We start from the raw sequence: 15,636 nt of genomic DNA on the forward strand, positions 1-15,636 counted from the left end.
CGAGTAGGTCCCGTCCGTGATGGACGAGACCAGATACGGCGGCGCGCACACGTACATGCTCGCCCGCCGCGCACTGCCTCCCATCCGGACTTTAACCGTCGGTCCAGGAATTTCACCTGGTCAACCGGCCGCTGGAAGCGGACGGGTCGCGGACTGTAACCGCCGGTTCGGAGTTTCACCGACCCCGGAGTGCGCTGCTTCTGGTACACGGCCAGTGTGCCACGCCCGGTGGTGGTCCATACAGGGACGGCGTGTGGGGTGCCTCACAGCTCCTGCCGCTGGACTTCCCAGACGGACCGCCGTGTGCCCAACTGGCGCCCGGACCAGGACTCTTGACCGTTGCTCACATCTATTGACCCCACTGGTCTAGTCCTTTTAGGGTTCGAGCGGACCCGGTGGCGGTGACGACGGCCCTTGCCCGTCGCCGGGCCCGCCCAATCCGGGCTGTCCGCTCCACCACGCGCGCAGGGTCAGCGGTCGGGTGCCGCGAAGAGCTCGTCCTGGGCCCGCTCGCGGGCCGTCAGCAGGGCACCGCGCAGGACGGCCGCGCCGCCCAGGGTGCCCGCGCGCACCTCGGTGGCCAGCGGGGACATGCGGCGCAGCCGCGCCTCGACGCGCGCGGCGAGCGCCGCGCCGCCGGCGGGGCCGATCTCACCGCCGAGTACCACGCAGCCGGGGTCCAGGACGGCGACGACGGCGGCGACGCCGAGGGCGATGCGGTCGGCGAGGGCGTCGAGGAAAAGAGGGTGTGCCGGGTTCGGTCGGCGTGTGGCCGCGGCACCGTCGTGGCTGGTCGCGCAGTTCCCCGCACCCCTGTGGGGCGCGTCCATGGCAGCCTCTGCCACCAGGTTCGCAGCGGTCGAACCGCCCGCTCCCAGCCCGAACTCCCGCGCCAGCTCCACGATCGCCGCCGCCCCCACCAGCGAGTGGTACCCCCCGGAGCAGTCCGTCGCCGTCGGCAGTCCGGCCGTGCCCGGCACCGGGAGGAAGCCGATCTCGCCCGTGCCGCCGGAGGCGCCCCGGCGCAGGCTGCCGTCGAGGACGACGGCGGCGCCGCAGCTGTTGCCCAGCCAGAGCAGGACGAAGGTGTCGCGGTCCCGGGCGGCGCCCTCCCGCTGTTCGGCGAGGGCGGCCAGGTTGGTCTCGTTCTCGACGCCGACCCGGGCCTGCGGGAACCGCTCCTGGAGAGCGGCGACGAGCCTGCGGTGCCAGGCGGGCAGGCCGGCCGAGTCGCGCAGTTCACCGGTGGCCGGGTCCACGAGGCCGGGCGCCCCGATGCCCACGGTGTGCAGTCGCCCCGCGCCCCCGGACGCCCCCGCCTCCTTGGCCGCGCGCTCCACCAGCTCCCCCGCCTGCTCGACGGCCGCGGCCTCCCCCTCCTCCGGGACGACCGGCGCCGACCCTTCCGCCAGCACCCGCCCCACCAGGTCGGAGACCAGCACCGAGACGCTCTCGGTGCGGACGTCGAGGGCGGCCAGGTACGCGCGGTCGGCGACGATGCCGTACAGCCGGGCGTTCGGCCCCCGGCGCTGCTCCCCCGACTCGCCGACCACCGTGATCAGGCCGGACGCGGTGAGCCGTTCGACGAGGTCGGCGACGGTCGGCCGGGACAGCCCGGTCAGCTGCTTCAACTGCCCTGCCGTCAGCGGGCCTTCCTGCTGGAGCAGGCTCAGCGCGAGCCGGTCGTTGATGGCCCGGGCGGTGCTCGGTGATGCGGGCATGACGGGCATCCTCCCAGATCCCTGTGGCCAGGACGGCCACTTGACGCCCTATCTATCAGGCAGGGTCCCTGATAGTTTACGTCGGACAGCGGGGGCAGCGGGGCGGCACCCACCCGGGGAGGGGCAGGACCATGAAAGACGTGGGCTACGAGCGGCACGGGGTGAAGCGGGCGCGATACGCCGTCGCGGCCGTGTTCACCGTGCACGGTGCCGTCACCGGCTCGTTCGCGACCCGGGTGCCGTGGGTCCAGGACCATGCCTCGCTCAGCGCCGGGCAGTTGGGCTTCGCGCTCGCGTTCACGGCGTTCGGCGCGTCGTGCTCGATGCCGCTGGCCGGCCGGATCAGCCACCGCTTCGGCAGCCGTACGGCGCTGCGCGGGCTGATCGCGATGTGGACGCTGTCGCTGATCCTGCCGTCGCTCGCCACCAACCTGTACCTGCTGTGCCTGGCGATGTTCGTGTACGGCGCGAGCGCCGGCATGGCGGACGTGGTGATGAACGCGCTCGGCGTGGAGATCGAGCGGGTGCTCGACAGGTCGATCATGTCCGGGCTGCACGGCATGTGGAGCGCGGGCACCCTGGTCGGCTCGGCGGCCGGCACCCTCGCCGCGCACCTGGGCACGGACGCGCGCGTGCACTTCGCCCTGGCCTCGGCCGTTCTCACCGCGCTCGGCGTGCTGGCGGCCGGCTTCGTCCTGGACGTCAGGCCCGGCGAGGACGAGGAGCCGCCGCCGCGGTTCACGCTGCCGCCCCGGTCGGCGCTGCTCATCGGCACGGTGGGCTTCTGCGCGGTGTTCGCGGAGGGGGCGAGCCTGGACTGGTCGGCGGTGTTCCTGCGGGACCGGATGGACAGTTCGGCCGGGCTCGCGGCGGCCACCACCACGGGGTTCATGCTGGCCATGGCGGTGGCCCGGATCAGCGGGGACGCGGTGGTGAACCGTTTCGGCGCGGTCCGTACCGTGCGTGCCGGGGGTGTGCTCGCCGCGATCGGCGGACTGCTGGTGGTCCTCGCCGGGCAAGCGGCGGTGGCGATGACCGGGTTCGCACTGATGGGCCTCGGCATCGCGGTCGTCGTACCGCTGTGCTTCGCGGCGGCCGGGCACGCCGGTCCGAACCCGAGCCAGGCCATCGCGGGCGTGGCGACGATCACCTACACCTCGGGCCTGGTCGCGCCCAGCCTGATCGGCGGAATCGCCCAGGCGACCAGTCTGGTCGTGTCCTTCTGCGTGGTCACGGCGCTGGCACTGGGTCTTGTGGTGTTCGCCGGCGTGCTGCGCGCCGGGACGCGGGGCTCCCGTACGGAGGTCAGCCCCGAGGCCGCAGCAGTTCCCGGGCCCCGGCCCTGAACGCCTCGCTCCAGGGCGCGGGGCGCAGCGTGGCCGCGTCCAGCCGGACGAGCACCCGGGTGCCCCGCGCGTAGGTGGTCGCGCCGTCCGGCGAGCAGAAGCGGAAGCCGTAGGTCAGGCCGGTGGTGCCGAGCCGTTCCAGCCAGAGGTGGACGGCGTAGGTGCCCGACCTGGTGACCGGTGCCTCGTAGCCGATCAGCAGCTCCCTGACCACGTTGCAGGCGTCGCCGGCGGCGGCCCAGTCGCCGTCGAAGCGGATGCCGTGCTCCTGCCACAGTTCGGTCCAGGCGCGCTCGACCAGCAGCGGGTAGCGGGCGTTGTGCAGCATCCCGAGCGCGTCGAGGTCGTCGAAGTGGACGCTGACCGGCAGCAGCCGGCCGTAGGAGAGAGCGGGGGCGGGCAGGGCTTCGGCGGTCACGGGTGGGGCTCCTGAGCACTGGACGAAGCGGTGGGGACACTCCATCCTAAGCGGACGCTCAGGAGCCCCGGCCGGGAAGGGGCTGGTCAGCCCGCGATCGAGTCCAGCTGCTCGGCGGCCGGCCGCAGCGCCCAGAGGTCACCGCCGGGCGGAGTCTCCAGCTTCCGTACCGCCTCCTGGGCCGCCTTGTCGCCCGCGTCGGCCGCCGCGTGCACGACGTCGCTCGCCGCGTAGCGGTGGAACTCCAGCTCCGGGTACGGCCAGGCGGCCGCCCCGGTCGCGGCCGGCAGCAGGTAGTCCACGGCCTTGAACAGGCTCTGCCCGTCCGGCCCCCGGTAGCTCCAGAGGTTCACGCCGACGTGCCGGCCGATGGCCGCGAGCCGGGTGTAGGCGACCAGGTCGAAGGTCGAGTAGTGCCAGCTCCTGGTGCGGGCCAGTTCCTGCGGCTGACCGCCGTCCCCCGCGATCTGCGGTTCTATCCGCTTCGCCCGCGCGTCCAGCACGGTCTGCCTGGCCAGCGCCCTGTCGCCGGTCGCGTAGGCGAGAGCGGCGAGCTGCATGTCGTAGAAGGTGCCGTGGTTGTTGGCGGCGGCCCCCTCCTCCTTGCCGAAGGCGCTGTCCTTCAGCCAGCCGAGGAAGTCGGTGTTCCAGCTGTGCATGCCGGCCCGGTCCGCGGCGCTCCAGCCGGGCGCGCCGGTGCCGAGGATCGCCAGCGCGTCGACCACGCTCGTGTACGACTGGGAGAAGTCGATGATCCCGATGGCCCGGCCGTCGTACTTGCACGGGATGAACTGGGCGTGGTCCAGGTTCGGGTTCATCCGGGTCGCCGGGTCGAGGAACCAGGTGCGCAGGATCTGTCCGGCCTTCTCGGCGTACTCACGCCTGCCCGTGTAGTACCAGGCCAGGGAGAGGTCGTAGGTCGAGTCGAAGACCTTCTCGACGTCCTGTCGGTCGGTGCCGGTGTCGACCTCGGGGTTGCGCCGGCCGTCGCGCTGGACGTAGGGGCAGCCCCAGGGGTTGTCGGCGGTGGGCGTGGTGGTGGGCCACCAGTAGGGGGCCTGGCTGAGGTACTCGTGGACGTCGCCGCCAGGGGCGGGCTTGGGCTTGTCGACGACCGTCCAGGGGCCCTGGTCCAGCCAGGTGTCGGCGCGGGTGGTCAGGTCGCGCAGCGCGCGCCGCAGCCGCGGGTCGCCGTCGTGCAGTTCGGCCCTGGCGTGCTGGAGCCGGGCGCCGTCGAGGACGGCGGTGTCCGGGGCCCGGCTCGTGGCATGGGCGGAGGGGACGACGACGGCTCCGAACGCCACCAGGGTCGCCAGCAGTACGGCCGCGCGGGATCTTCCACTCATCGAGTACTCCGATCGACCTGAAATCAGATATATGAACTGAGTTCATGAGTAGGACCGTGTGAGCGTAGAACCGCGTGGTAGCCGTGACAATGGTTCGGACCGTATTCACGTACAAGGGAAGCGAAGCCCACCATGGATCTCGGCGTGCGCTGGAAACTGCACGGTGACGGGCGCACGCCCGCGCCCGGAGCGGTGGTACGCCCCGACGAACGGCTCTCCTGGCCGCGGACGGTCGGGCTCGGCGCCCAGCATGTGGTCGCCATGTTCGGTGCGTCCTTCGTCGCTCCGGTCCTGATGGGCCTGAACCCGAATCTCGCGATCATGATGTCCGGCGTCGCGACCGTGCTCTTCCTGCTGGCGACACGCGGCCGGGTGCCCAGCTACCTGGGCTGTTCGCTGTCCTTCGTCGGGGTGGCCGCCGTCATCCGCGCGCAGGGCGGCACCAGCGCCACGGTGACCGGCGCGGTCTTCGTGGTCGGCGTCGCGCTGTTCCTGGTCGGGCTGGCCGTCCAGCGCTTCGGTGCCCGGATCATCCACGCCGCGATGCCGCCGATCGTCACCGGCGCGGTCGTGATGCTGATCGGCTTCAACCTCGCGCCGGTCACCGCCTCCACCTACTGGCCGCAGGACCAGTGGACGGCCCTGCTGGTGATGGCGTTCACCGGTCTGGCCGTCGTCTGTCTGCGTGGTTTCTGGTCCCGCATCGCGATCTTCCTGGGCCTGGTCTTCGGGTACGCCCTGTCCTGGGCCCTCGACCGGATCTTCGGCCGGATCCATTCCGTGGGCCCGGGCGGCAAGGTCACCGACCACTGGCGTCTGGACCTCTCCGGTGTCGGCAAGGCCGACTGGATCGGGCTGCCGTCCTTCCACGGCCCGTCCTTCCAGTGGTCGGCGATCCTCGTCGCCCTGCCCGTCGTCATCGCCCTGGTCGCGGAGAACACCGGGCACGTCAAGGCGGTCGGCGAGATGACCGGCGACCCGCTCGACGACAAGCTGGGCACGGCCATCTCGGCCGACGGCGTCGCCTCGATGCTCTCCACCGCCGTGGGCGGCCCGCCCAACACCACCTACTCCGAGAACATCGGTGTGATGGCCGCGACCCGCGTCTACTCCACCGCCGCCTACTGGGCCGCCGCCGGCTTCGCGCTGCTCTTCGGCGTCTGCCCCAAGTTCGGCGCGATCGTGGCCGCGATCCCGGGCGGGGTCCTCGGCGGCATCACGGTCATCCTCTACGGCATGATCGGCCTGCTCGGCGCCCAGATCTGGCTGCACGCCAAGGTCGACCTGCGCAATCCGCTGAACCTGGTCCCGGCGGCCGCCGGCATCATCATCGGCGTCGGCAACGTCAGCATGAAGTTCACCGACACCTTCTCCCTGAGCGGCATCGCCCTCGGCACCCTGGTGGTCATCGTCGGCTACCACGTCCTGCGCGCCCTGGCCCCGGCCCACCTCAAGGGAACCGGACCACTGCTCGACGAGGGCACCAGTTCCTACGACGACAGCCGGCCGTAGGCACCGACCGGCGGGCCCGTTCCCCCGTTCCGGGGAAGCGCCGGGCCCGTCGGCACGCGCGCCGCGCCGGAGCTGGGACCCTTCCCCCATGGCGCAGTTGCACCACCTCACCGCCCCGGTCGGCACCGTCGTCGCCCGGATGCGCGCCCTGGACGCGGCCCTGCCCGAGCGGGACGGGATCGCGGTCTTCAACCGTGTCTACCTCGCCGTCACGGAGGAGGTCGAACGGCGCCTGGACGCGGGCCGGTTCGCGGACCCCCGGGCCGCGGCGACCCTGGACGTGCGGTTCGCCGAGCGCTACCTGGCCGCCGTGGACGCGGAGGCGGCGGGCCGCCGGCCCCCGGCGTGCTGGCGGCCCTTGTTCCAGTTCCGCCGCCATCCCGGGGTCCGCCCGCTGCAGTTCGCGCTGGCCGGCATCAACGCGCACATCGGGCACGACCTGGCGCTGGCCGTGGTGGACGCCTGCCGCACGCTCGGCTGCGAACCGGCCGACCTGGAGGACGAGTTCGACCGCGTGGGCGACCTGCTGGTCTCGCTGGAGGAGCGCGTCCGCGAGGACCTGATGCCGGGTCCCGACCTGCTCCAGATCGCCGACCCGCTGACCCATCTGCTCGGCTCCTGGAGCCTGGAGCGGGCCCGGGACGCGACCTGGGCGGCGGCCCGGGCGCTGTGGGCGCTGCGCGGGTTCGGGGACCTGGCCGAGGAGTTCACCGAGCGGCTGGACGCGGCGGTGGGCCTGGCGGGCCGGATGCTGCTCACTCCGATGTGCGGCTGAGGTGGCCTGACCCGATCTACCGTACCCCCGCTCCGGAATCCCCGGACGTCCGTCCTGCGTTCACGGCAGGCACCCGACTGCAAAGGAGCACCGGCATGACCACCCGGCTCGGCTTCGGCCTTCCCCAGATGCGGCAGTACTCCCTCGGCACCGATGTCCCCGACGTGGCCCGCGCCGCCGAGCAGATCGGCTACGACAGCCTGTGGGTCTTCGAGCGGGCCCTGTTCCCGGAGCCCGCCACCCAGGGCCTCTACAACGTACCCGGCCTCCCCTGGCCCGACGAGTACCGGAGCGTGGCCGAGCCCCTGGTCACGCTGATCCTGGCCGCCGCGGTCACCGAGCGGGTGCGGCTGGGCAGCAGTGTCCTGGTGGCGCCGCTGCACAACCCCTTCCAGCTGGCCCGGTCCCTGGCGACGCTGGACGCGGCGAGCGGCGGCCGGGTGCTGGCGGGCTTCGGCACGGGCTGGTCCCTCGACGAGTACGCGGCCGCCGGGATCCGGCCGTTCGAGCAGCGCGGCAAGGTGCTCGACGAGCTCATCGACGTCTGCCGGGCGGTGTGGGGACCCGACCCGGTGCATTACGACGGGCAGCTCACGAAGATCGCCTCCGCCGTGGTCGGCCCCAAGCCCGCCCGGCCGATCCCGATCCTGCTGGCGGCGAGCAACAGGAAGGCCCTGACCCGGCTGGTCGACCGCGCCGACGGCTGGCTGCCGGTGGGCCTGGGCGCCGAGCAGCTCGCGGCGCAGTGGCGGGCCGTGCAGGACCTGGCCGCCGAACGCGGCCGGACGGAGCCGCTCCAGACGGTCCTGCGGGTCAACGCCACGTACACGCCCAAGGCGTACGACGGCTCCGACCGCCGCCCCTTCCAGGGCAGCGCCGACCAGATCGTCGAGGACCTGGTGGCGCACGCGGCGGTGGGCCTGGAGGAGATCCTGATCGACCTGGCGGCCACCCCGCGCGACGCCCAGGAGCTGAAGGACGTCGGCGCCGAGGTGTACGAGAAGGCGCGGGCCGCCGGGGTCTGAGCGGCCCGCCCCTGTCGTCGGTCGTCTGCGGCGCCGTCGTGGCTGTTCGCGCAGTTCCTCGCGCCCCTTTGGGGGCGCTATCGCCGAGTCAGTCCTCGGGGAGTTCGACCGGCGCGATCTCGTCGTAGACGTCGCCGGGGCCGGGGTTGGCCGCGTCGGTCGTGCCGCCGAAGTGGTGCATGACGCCCCAGACCGCGTTCAGCGCGGTCTGGACGGCGCCCTCGGCCCAGCCCGCCGTCCAGGAGATGTCGTCGCCCGCGAGGAAGATGCCCCGCTTGTCGTCGGGCAGCGAGTCCTGCATGAAGTGCGTGAACAGGCGCCGCTGGTAGCGGTAGTGACCGGGCAGGTTGGCCTTGAACGCGCCCATGAAGTAGGGCTCGTTCTCCCAGGACACGGTCACCGGGTTGCCGATGATGTGCTTCCTGATGTCGACCTTCGGGTAGATCTCGCCGAGCGACTTCAGCATGACCTCCATCCGCTCGTGCGCGGACAGCGGCAGCCACTTCAGGCTGTCGTCGCACCACGTGTAGGAGAGGCAGATCACGGCGGGCTTGTCCGGGCCGTCGTCCAGGAGGTAGGTCCCGCGCGTCATACGGTCGGTGAGCGTCATCGACATGACGTCCCGGCCGGTCTCCTCGTCCTTGTCCAGCCAGAACGGCCGGTCGACGGGCACGAACAGCTTCGAGGACTCCATGTAGTGGGTGCGCTCGATCGCGGTCCAGTGGTCGATCGGGAAGAGCGAGTCGTCACAGGCGATCTTGGAGAGCAGCATCCAGGACTGGGCGGTGAAGACCGCCGCCTGGTAGGTGCGGATGTCGCCGTTCGCGTCCGTGACCGTGATCCGGTTGCCGGTGGTGCGGTGCAGCCGGGTCACGGCGGGCCGGGGCTCGCCGTTCTCGTGCAGCTTCGCGAGCGACGTCCCGTACGCCCAGTGCACGATCTTCTCCGGCTCTCGCTCCCAGAGCCTGAGCGGCAGCTGCTGGGAGCCGCCGACGATGCCGCGGTGGTGGTCGTCGGCCTCGGTGTAGACGACCCGCAGGATCTCCAGGATGGAGTTGGGGAAGTCGGTGTCCCAGCCGCCGGTGCCGAAGCCGACCTGGCCGAAGATCTCGCGGTGCCGGAAGGACCTGAAGGCCTCGGAGTCGCAGAGGAAGCCGTAGAAGGTCTGGTTGTCGAGCTTCTCGACGAGCTTCGCCCAGATCTCGCGGATGCGCGGCACGTCCCGCTCGCGCATCGCGCGGTTCATGTCGGAGAAGTCGGCGCCCTCGTCCAGGCACCTGTTCCAGGCGGCGGCGACGTCCCGGTAGACCTGCGGGAGGTCGTCGACGGTCTCGGCGTAGTGCGACTCGCCCTTGAGGTCCACGACGGTCGAGGGGGTCGCCTCCGCGAGGGGGTTGGGGAAGGGCCGGGTCTCGAGGCCCACCAGGTCGATGTAGTGCTGGAGGGCGGTGGAGGAGGGCGGGAAGCGCATCGCGCCCATCTCGGCGGTCAGCGAGGGGTCGCAGCCCTCGAAGCCGACGGTCCGCAGCCGGCCGCCGATCTCGTCGGCCTCGTAGACGACCGGCTTCAGGCCCATCTTCATCAGCTCGTACGCGGCCACGATGCCGGACAGGCCGCCGCCGATGACGGCGACCTCGGTGCCGTGCTCGGTCGCCGGGATCTGGCCGAGGCCCGCCGGGTGGGCGAGGAAGTCGTCGTAGGCGTAGGGGAAGTCCGGGCCGAACATGGTGATCGGCGGCTGCTGCTCGTCGGCGTGCTCGACGGCGTTGGGCACCGTGGACGTCATGGGGTACGGACTCCTTGCGAAAAAGCGAAAGGGGTGAGGAAGAGCGGGGAGGTCAGGCCAGGGACCCGTAGAGGCCGGGGCGGCGGTCCTCGAGGTACGGGTTCGCCTCGCGGGAGGCGGCGAGGAGGGCGGGGTCGAGGTCGGCGAGGACGAGTTCCTCACCGGAGCGGCCGGCACGGGCGCGGGCGACCCCGTCGGGTCCGGCCAGCGCGGAGAGCCCGAAGAACTCGAACTCACCTTCCTGGCCGACGCGGTTGGCGTAGGCGACGTACATCTGGTTCTCCCAGGCCCGCACCGGGACCAGGGACTCGGCGACGATCTCGAACGGGTGCATGTTCGCCGTCGGGACCAGCAGCAGGTCGGTCCCGGCCAGGGCGTGGGCGCGGACCAGCTCCGGGAACTCCACGTCGTAGCAGATCATGATCCCGACGGTGAGGCCGTTCAGCTGTGCCTGGACGACCGGCTGGTCGCCCGGGGTGAAGTGGTCCCGCTCGAAGCCGCCGAAGAGGTGGGACTTGCGGTAGTTCGCGAGCCGGGTGCCGTCGGCGGAGATCAGCTGGGCGGAGTTGTGGACCTGGTCGCCGTCGCGCTCCGGGTAGCCGTAGGTGATCGCGAGGCCGTGCCGGTGGGCCAGCTCGGCGATCGCGTCCGCGCTGTCACCGTCGGCGGGCTCGGCGAGGCGGGCGATGTCGTCGCCGATCGCGTAGCCGGTGAGGAACATCTCCGGGGCGACGAGCAGCGCGGCGCCCGCGGCGGCGGCCCGGCCGGCGGCCTCGTCGAGCACCTTGAGGTTCTCGAAGGTCGAGCCGGGGCGGCCGGAGCTCTGGAGCAGGGCGGTGCGCATGCGGGTCCTCACCGGGTACGGAGGGAGGTCTGGGGGTCAGTTAGACGGTACGGTCGGCGGGCCGGACCGGACAAGGCGGAGCCGTTGCGCGTGGCCGCGCGGTTCGTTGCGTGGGACGGGGGTCCGGCGGCGATTCGTTGCGCGGGGTCACAGCTCCCGCAGCCGCTCCACGATCACTTTCAGCAGCTCGGGGTCGGCGGCGGGACCGGCCGGTTCCAGCCGGCGCGGCTCCTCGATGCGGACCAGTCCGGCCTCGGCGAGATCGGCGAGCAGCACGCGTACGACGGTGAGCGGCAGGTCGGCGTCCGCGGCGAGCTCGACGACGGGGCGGGCCCCGCGGCGCACCAGGGCGAGCAGCGCGGCGCGGGCATGGTCGACCGCGGCCTGGGACGCGTCCGCTTCAAGGGCCGTGACCTGGGACATCAGATCGATGGAGTGCTTGCCGGAGGGCTCGGTACGGCCCCGGGTCACGGTGTAGGGGCGGACCAGGGACCCGGTCTCGTCCTCGTACCAGTGCTCGTCGCTCACCGCAGGATCAGGGGGCCGAGCGTGCGGCCGCGTCGAGGTGCCGGCCGAGGCGGCGGACGAGCAGTGCCATCTCATGGGCCAGCTGGCCGACGTCGGTGCGGACGTCGCTGAGCACGGCGAGCCGACTGCCGTGCCCGGCCGGAGTGACGAAGAGGTAGGCGTCGTCGAGCATCACCATGGTCTGCCGCACCTCCCCGGCAGCGAACCGGTCCCCCGCGGAGCGGGCCAGGCTGTGGAAGCCGGAGCAGACGGCCGCGAGGTGCTCGATGTCCCGCCGCCGCATCCCCTCGGAGTGGCTGAGCGGCAGCCCGTCGGCGGTGAGCAGCACGGCCTGCCGGACGTGATCCGTCCGGGCGACGAGGTCGTCGAGAAGCCAGCCGAGGTCGCTGCCGGGCCGGGCGGCGGACCCGGAGCCGGGGGCGGCCGTGCCGCCGGGCGGCTGGGTCTGGTCGTCACTGGTCATCGTCGGCACGGGTCCCTTCCTCGGTGTGGTCCGGCTCCTCGGTGCCGGTCGGCAGTCCTCTGCGTCCCCGGTCCAGGCCGCGCTGGAAGGCTCCGAAGACCGCCCGCATCTCGTCGGCGTCCAGGTCACGCGCCGTGCCGGGAGCCTGCTCCGTGCGCAGCTCGGGGGCGAGGGAGGCCTGGCGGGTGCGGGTGGGCAGGGCCGGGGGCGGCGCTTCGGTGCCGGGAACGGAGGTAGCGGACCGCCCCGTCCCGGACGGCGACAGCACACCGACCGCCGACGCGGGCCCGTGCCCGTGCTCAGCCCCCGACCCGCCCGACGACGGCCCTCCCCGGTCCTGCGCCGACGGCGGCCGTCCCGCCCGCTCCCCGTCCCGTCGGCCGGCCTCCGGCTCCACCTCGGCCAGCACCGTCCCCGGCAGCAGCACGACCGCGGTCGTCCCGCCGTACGGCGACTCCCGCAGGGTCACCCCGATGCCGTGCCGGGCGGCCAGGCGGCCCACGACGTAGAGGCCGAGGCGGTCGTGGCGGGTCGGGTCGAAGGCGTCGGGGTCGGTCAGGGTGCGACGGGCCCCGTCGAGCTGGTCCGCGTCGAGACCGAGGCCCCGGTCGTCGATCTCCAGGGTGAAGCCGTGGCCGGCCCGGCCGGTGCGCAGGGTCACCTGGGTGTGCGGCGGCGAGAACACCGTCGCGTTCTCCAGCAGCTCGGCGAGCAGGTGCACGACATCGGCGACGGCGTCCGCGGCCACGCCCACCTCGGGCATCGGCGGCACCACGACCCGCGGGTAGTCCTCGATCTCGCCGACCGCGGAGGACACCACGTCGGCGATCGGCACGGGCCGCCGCCAGCGCCGCCCCGGGGTCGCGCCGGAGAGGATGATCAAACTCTCCGCGTGCCGGCGCATCCGGGTGGTGAGGTGGTCGATGCGGAACAGCTCGCCCAGGACGGCCGGGTCGTCGGTGCGCCGCTCCAGCGTGTCGACGAGTTTCAGCTGGCGGTGGACGAGCGCCTGGTTGCGACGGGCGATGTTGAGGAGGACCGCGAACAGGCCCCGCCGCAGCGTGGCCTGCTTGATCGCGGCCTCGACCGCGGCCAGCCGCGCCCGGTTGAACGACCGGCCGACGTCGCCGATCTCGTCCTGCCCGGCCTCCCCCGCGGCCAGCGGCGGCGCCTCGGTGACCGCGTCCACGTCCTCACCGGCGCTCAATCGCTCCATGAGGGCGGGAAGTTGGCGTGCGGTCAGCAGGTCGGCCGCGTCCCGCAGGAGCTCCAGGCGGCGCGAGACGCGGCGCGCCCCGCGCACCGCGAACCACAGCGACAGGCCCACCGCCGCAAGTCCGGCCGCGCCGACGACGGCTGCCTTGGCCAGCTCCCGGTAGGCGAAGGCCCGGCCACGGGCGGCGGAGTTCTCGGCGGCGTGCGTGCACAGCAGCATGTACTGCTTGACGGCCCGGTCGGTGGTCGACCGCCAGGTGCCCGCGGCGACGGCCGCACCGGCCCGGTCCGCGCCCGCCCGCAGCAGCGCGTCCTCGCCGCGCACCAGCGAGCGGTGCAGCGCGCCGTCCTGGAACGTCTCGAACAGCGCCCGTGAGTCGGACGGCAGGTCCGGGACATAGGTCCGCTCGAAGACCCGCCGGTCCTCGATGGTCGCGGTGAGGGTGCGGTACTGCCCGTCGGTGAGCCGGCCTGCGGCCCGCGCCCCGGCGACCAGGGCGTCCTCGCGGGAGACGAACTCCCGCACCCGCACCAGTTCGACGACGACCTGGGACTCCCGGGCCAGCTGTCCGGCCTGGAGCGCGGTGAGGGCGGACTCGACGTCGAAGCCGGGCTCCACCAGGGCGCTGTAGCCGGCGACGGCGCCGTCCCAGGAGATCTTCCGGGACAGCACCTGCCCGCGCAGCTTCTCCAGCCTGCCGGTGGCGGTCACCATCGCGTCGAGCACCTCGCGCTGCCGGTCGCTGAGGCGCCCGCGGTCGCCGTCCCGGATCGCGTCCCGCATGGCCGCCACCGCCCGGTCGGTGCGCCGCTGCTGGGCGAGCAGGTCGGTGGCGGTCGCCGTGTCCAGGGGCGCCCCCAGGTAGGCCGCCGACAACCGCCGTTCGATCTGGATCTGCCCGACGGCGGTGTCGACGGGGGTGCCGAAGTCGTCGTACACCCCCTGGAGCCGGATCAGCGCGCGCAGTTCGCCGGTGACGGACACCATGGCGAAGCTCCACAGGACCGTCAGTGCCACGACCGGGGCGAGCGCGAGCGCCACGATCCGCGCACGGACGGTGGTGGGTCGGCCGAGGGGCCAGCGCATGGGTTACCTACCGGTGTTACCAGTGAGTAATGGGGAGGCCCGCACAACTTACGGGATCGTCACCCCGACCGCAATGGTTGCTACGGGTAACCCCTGGCTACGGCTCGACGGCGAACGTGGTGACGACGGCCGCGTGGTCGGAGGGCCAGTCGTTGCCGGCCACCTCGGGCCAGGGCGCCGGAGTGCCGGTGACCCAGGTCCGGGAGCCGAGCACGCGCAGCCCCCTGTGCAGCACGTAGTCGATCCGGTCCTGCGGTTCGGGCCGCCCGCTGCCGTCCTCGTGGACGGGGTGGATCGGCGACCAGGTGTGGCCGGGCGCGGCGGCCGGGTCCGGGTGCGCCTCCCGGTAGGAGTCGCGGAACCCGGCCTCCTCCGCGGCCTTGGTCACCGGCCACTCGACTTCCGCCCAGTCCAGGTGGGAGGGGCAGTTGAAGTCCCCGACGAGCACCACGGGTACGTCCGTGTCCCCGATCCGCCGCAGGGCCTCCCCCATCTGCCCGAGCCGGACCTCCTCGTGGGCGATCAGCCGGTCGGCGCCGAGCCCGTCGAAGTGGAACTCGTAGGGCCCGTACGGCGTGTAGTGCAGGTGCGCGGTCCAGACCTCGACCTCGCGGCCGGGGCGGACGGCGATCCGCACCCCGGCGGCGCCGTAGAAGCCGACGTCCGGGTCCCCGAGGCGGGCGGTGATCGGGTGCCGGCTGATGACGCCGAGGTTCTCGCCCGCCGAGTGGTGGTGCCAGCCGAGGGCGTCGGCGAGTTCCCGCGCGCTGGTCCCGGCGGTCTCCTGGAGGCCGACGACGTCCGCGCCCGCGTCCATGATCGCCTTGACCTGCTTGGCCCGGTGGTCGTCGACCGGGCTGCCGCCGAGCCACAGGTTCCAGGACATCACCCGCAGTTCCGGTACGGCCATGTCGCTCAGCTCCTTCGGGGTGACCCCGACCAGCGTGTCACGCACGGTCCGGCCGGGCGCGCCGCCGATCGGGGCGAGCGAGGGCACGGCCAGCACGGCACAGCCGGCGGCCTCGGCGGAGGCGACCCCGGTCTCGGTGTCCTCCACGGCCACACAGGCCGCCGGGTCGACGCCGAGGGCGCGGCAGGCGGCCAGGTAGGGGTCGGGGGCGGGCTTGGTGCGGGCCGTGTCGTCGGCGGTGACGGACGCCGCGAACCGGCCGGGGCCGAGGGCGTCGAGGACGAGGTCGGCGACCGCGCGTGGGGACGCGGTGACCAGGGCGGTGGGGACGCCGGCCGCGGCCAGCGCGTCCAGCAGGTCGAGGGCGCCGGGGCGGGGCACGATGCCGGTGCGGACGCGGTCCGCGAACTCCCGGTGCAGCCCGGCCGCGAGCGCCGCGGCCGGCCGGCCCGTCCCGGCGGCGAGCCAGCCGGCGGTGTGCTCCACCGGCCGGCCGAGCACCTCCGGCTCGTCGGCCCCGGTGAGCGGCCGCCCGGCGACCTGTTCCACCGCCTCCCACCACAGGCGCTCGGTGTCGACGAGCGTGCCGTCCATGTCGAACAGGACAGCCTGGAGCGGGAGTCGTGGGTGGGGGGTCACGTTGTTGTCATTCCTCACGTG

13 protein-coding genes and 1 riboswitch are annotated in these 15,636 nt (G+C 73.0%); of the genes, 4 read left to right on the forward strand and 9 right to left on the reverse strand.

Going from position 1 to position 15,636, the window contains the following annotated elements; translation table 11 throughout:
- Window positions 1-66 precede the first annotated feature (66 nt).
- Window positions 67-197: riboswitch (FMN riboswitch) on the reverse strand.
- Between the two features lie 273 nt (window positions 198-470).
- Window positions 471-1,721 (reverse strand): ROK family transcriptional regulator, encoded by a 1,251-nt coding sequence (locus ACFY0K_RS25390; protein ID WP_390641798.1) that lies wholly within the window; start codon window positions 1,719-1,721, stop codon window positions 471-473.
- Window positions 1,722-1,852: 131 nt separating this feature from the next.
- Here ACFY0K_RS25390 and ACFY0K_RS25395 point away from each other — a divergent pair, with 131 nt between their 5' ends.
- Complete coding sequence (locus tag ACFY0K_RS25395; RefSeq protein ID WP_390641799.1) at window positions 1,853-3,067, forward strand: MFS transporter; 1,215 nt, start codon at window positions 1,853-1,855, stop codon at window positions 3,065-3,067.
- Here the strand turns inward: ACFY0K_RS25395 and ACFY0K_RS25400 are convergent.
- On the reverse strand, window positions 3,027-3,485 hold the full coding sequence (locus ACFY0K_RS25400; protein ID WP_390641800.1) for an acyl-CoA thioesterase: 459 nt from the start codon (window positions 3,483-3,485) through the stop codon (window positions 3,027-3,029). The two genes, ACFY0K_RS25395 and ACFY0K_RS25400, sit on opposite strands and share 41 nt — an antisense overlap.
- Window positions 3,486-3,571: 86 nt before the next feature.
- Window positions 3,572-4,831: an alginate lyase family protein gene (locus ACFY0K_RS25405; RefSeq protein ID WP_390641801.1), complete on the reverse strand. Its 1,260-nt coding sequence runs from the start codon at window positions 4,829-4,831 to the stop codon at window positions 3,572-3,574.
- Window positions 4,832-4,963: 132 nt separating this feature from the next.
- Here ACFY0K_RS25405 and ACFY0K_RS25410 point away from each other — a divergent pair, with 132 nt between their 5' ends.
- The 3 genes from ACFY0K_RS25410 to ACFY0K_RS25420 all read left to right on the forward strand — a co-directional run bounded on the left by ACFY0K_RS25410 (window position 4,964) and on the right by ACFY0K_RS25420 (window position 8,143).
- The gene (locus ACFY0K_RS25410; RefSeq protein WP_390641802.1) at window positions 4,964-6,343 is read left to right on the forward strand and encodes a uracil-xanthine permease family protein; all 1,380 of its coding nucleotides are present in this window, start codon (window positions 4,964-4,966) and stop codon (window positions 6,341-6,343) included.
- An 88-nt stretch (window positions 6,344-6,431) separates the two neighbouring features.
- Window positions 6,432-7,118: a DUF5995 family protein gene (locus ACFY0K_RS25415; protein ID WP_351960466.1), complete on the forward strand. Its 687-nt coding sequence runs from the start codon at window positions 6,432-6,434 to the stop codon at window positions 7,116-7,118.
- Window positions 7,119-7,213: 95 nt separating this feature from the next.
- Entirely contained in the window at window positions 7,214-8,143 is a 930-nt protein-coding gene (locus ACFY0K_RS25420; protein WP_390641803.1) for an LLM class F420-dependent oxidoreductase, read from the forward strand.
- Window positions 8,144-8,231: 88 nt separating this feature from the next.
- Here the strand turns inward: ACFY0K_RS25420 and ACFY0K_RS25425 are convergent, their stop codons facing one another.
- The 6 genes from ACFY0K_RS25425 to ACFY0K_RS25450 form a co-directional block, all read right to left on the reverse strand.
- Window positions 8,232-9,929 carry a flavin monoamine oxidase family protein gene (locus tag ACFY0K_RS25425; RefSeq protein ID WP_390641804.1) on the reverse strand — a complete coding sequence of 566 codons (1,698 nt, stop codon included), beginning with the start codon at window positions 9,927-9,929 and terminating at the stop codon, window positions 8,232-8,234.
- A gap of 52 nt (window positions 9,930-9,981) precedes the next feature.
- Entirely contained in the window at window positions 9,982-10,773 is a 792-nt protein-coding gene (locus ACFY0K_RS25430; protein ID WP_351960469.1) for a carbon-nitrogen hydrolase family protein, read from the reverse strand.
- Between the two features lie 147 nt (window positions 10,774-10,920).
- Window positions 10,921-11,301, reverse strand: a complete 381-nt coding sequence (locus ACFY0K_RS25435; protein WP_390641805.1) for a DUF742 domain-containing protein — start codon at window positions 11,299-11,301, stop codon at window positions 10,921-10,923.
- A 7-nt stretch (window positions 11,302-11,308) separates the two neighbouring features.
- Window positions 11,309-11,764: a roadblock/LC7 domain-containing protein gene (locus tag ACFY0K_RS25440; RefSeq protein ID WP_390642064.1), complete on the reverse strand. Its 456-nt coding sequence runs from the start codon at window positions 11,762-11,764 to the stop codon at window positions 11,309-11,311.
- A complete protein-coding gene (locus ACFY0K_RS25445; protein WP_390641806.1) occupies window positions 11,754-14,066 on the reverse strand; it encodes a nitrate- and nitrite sensing domain-containing protein in 2,313 nt (770 codons plus the stop codon). The genes ACFY0K_RS25440 and ACFY0K_RS25445 overlap by 11 nt, the downstream gene beginning before the upstream one ends.
- A gap of 97 nt (window positions 14,067-14,163) precedes the next feature.
- Window positions 14,164-15,615 carry an HAD-IA family hydrolase gene (locus tag ACFY0K_RS25450; RefSeq protein ID WP_390641807.1) on the reverse strand — a complete coding sequence of 484 codons (1,452 nt, stop codon included), beginning with the start codon at window positions 15,613-15,615 and terminating at the stop codon, window positions 14,164-14,166.
- Window positions 15,616-15,636 lie beyond the last annotated feature (21 nt).

The sequence above is a fragment of the Streptomyces sp. NPDC001507 genome (assembly GCF_042894765.1).
In the GTDB taxonomy this organism is placed as follows: Bacteria; Actinomycetota; Actinomycetes; order Streptomycetales; family Streptomycetaceae; genus Streptomyces.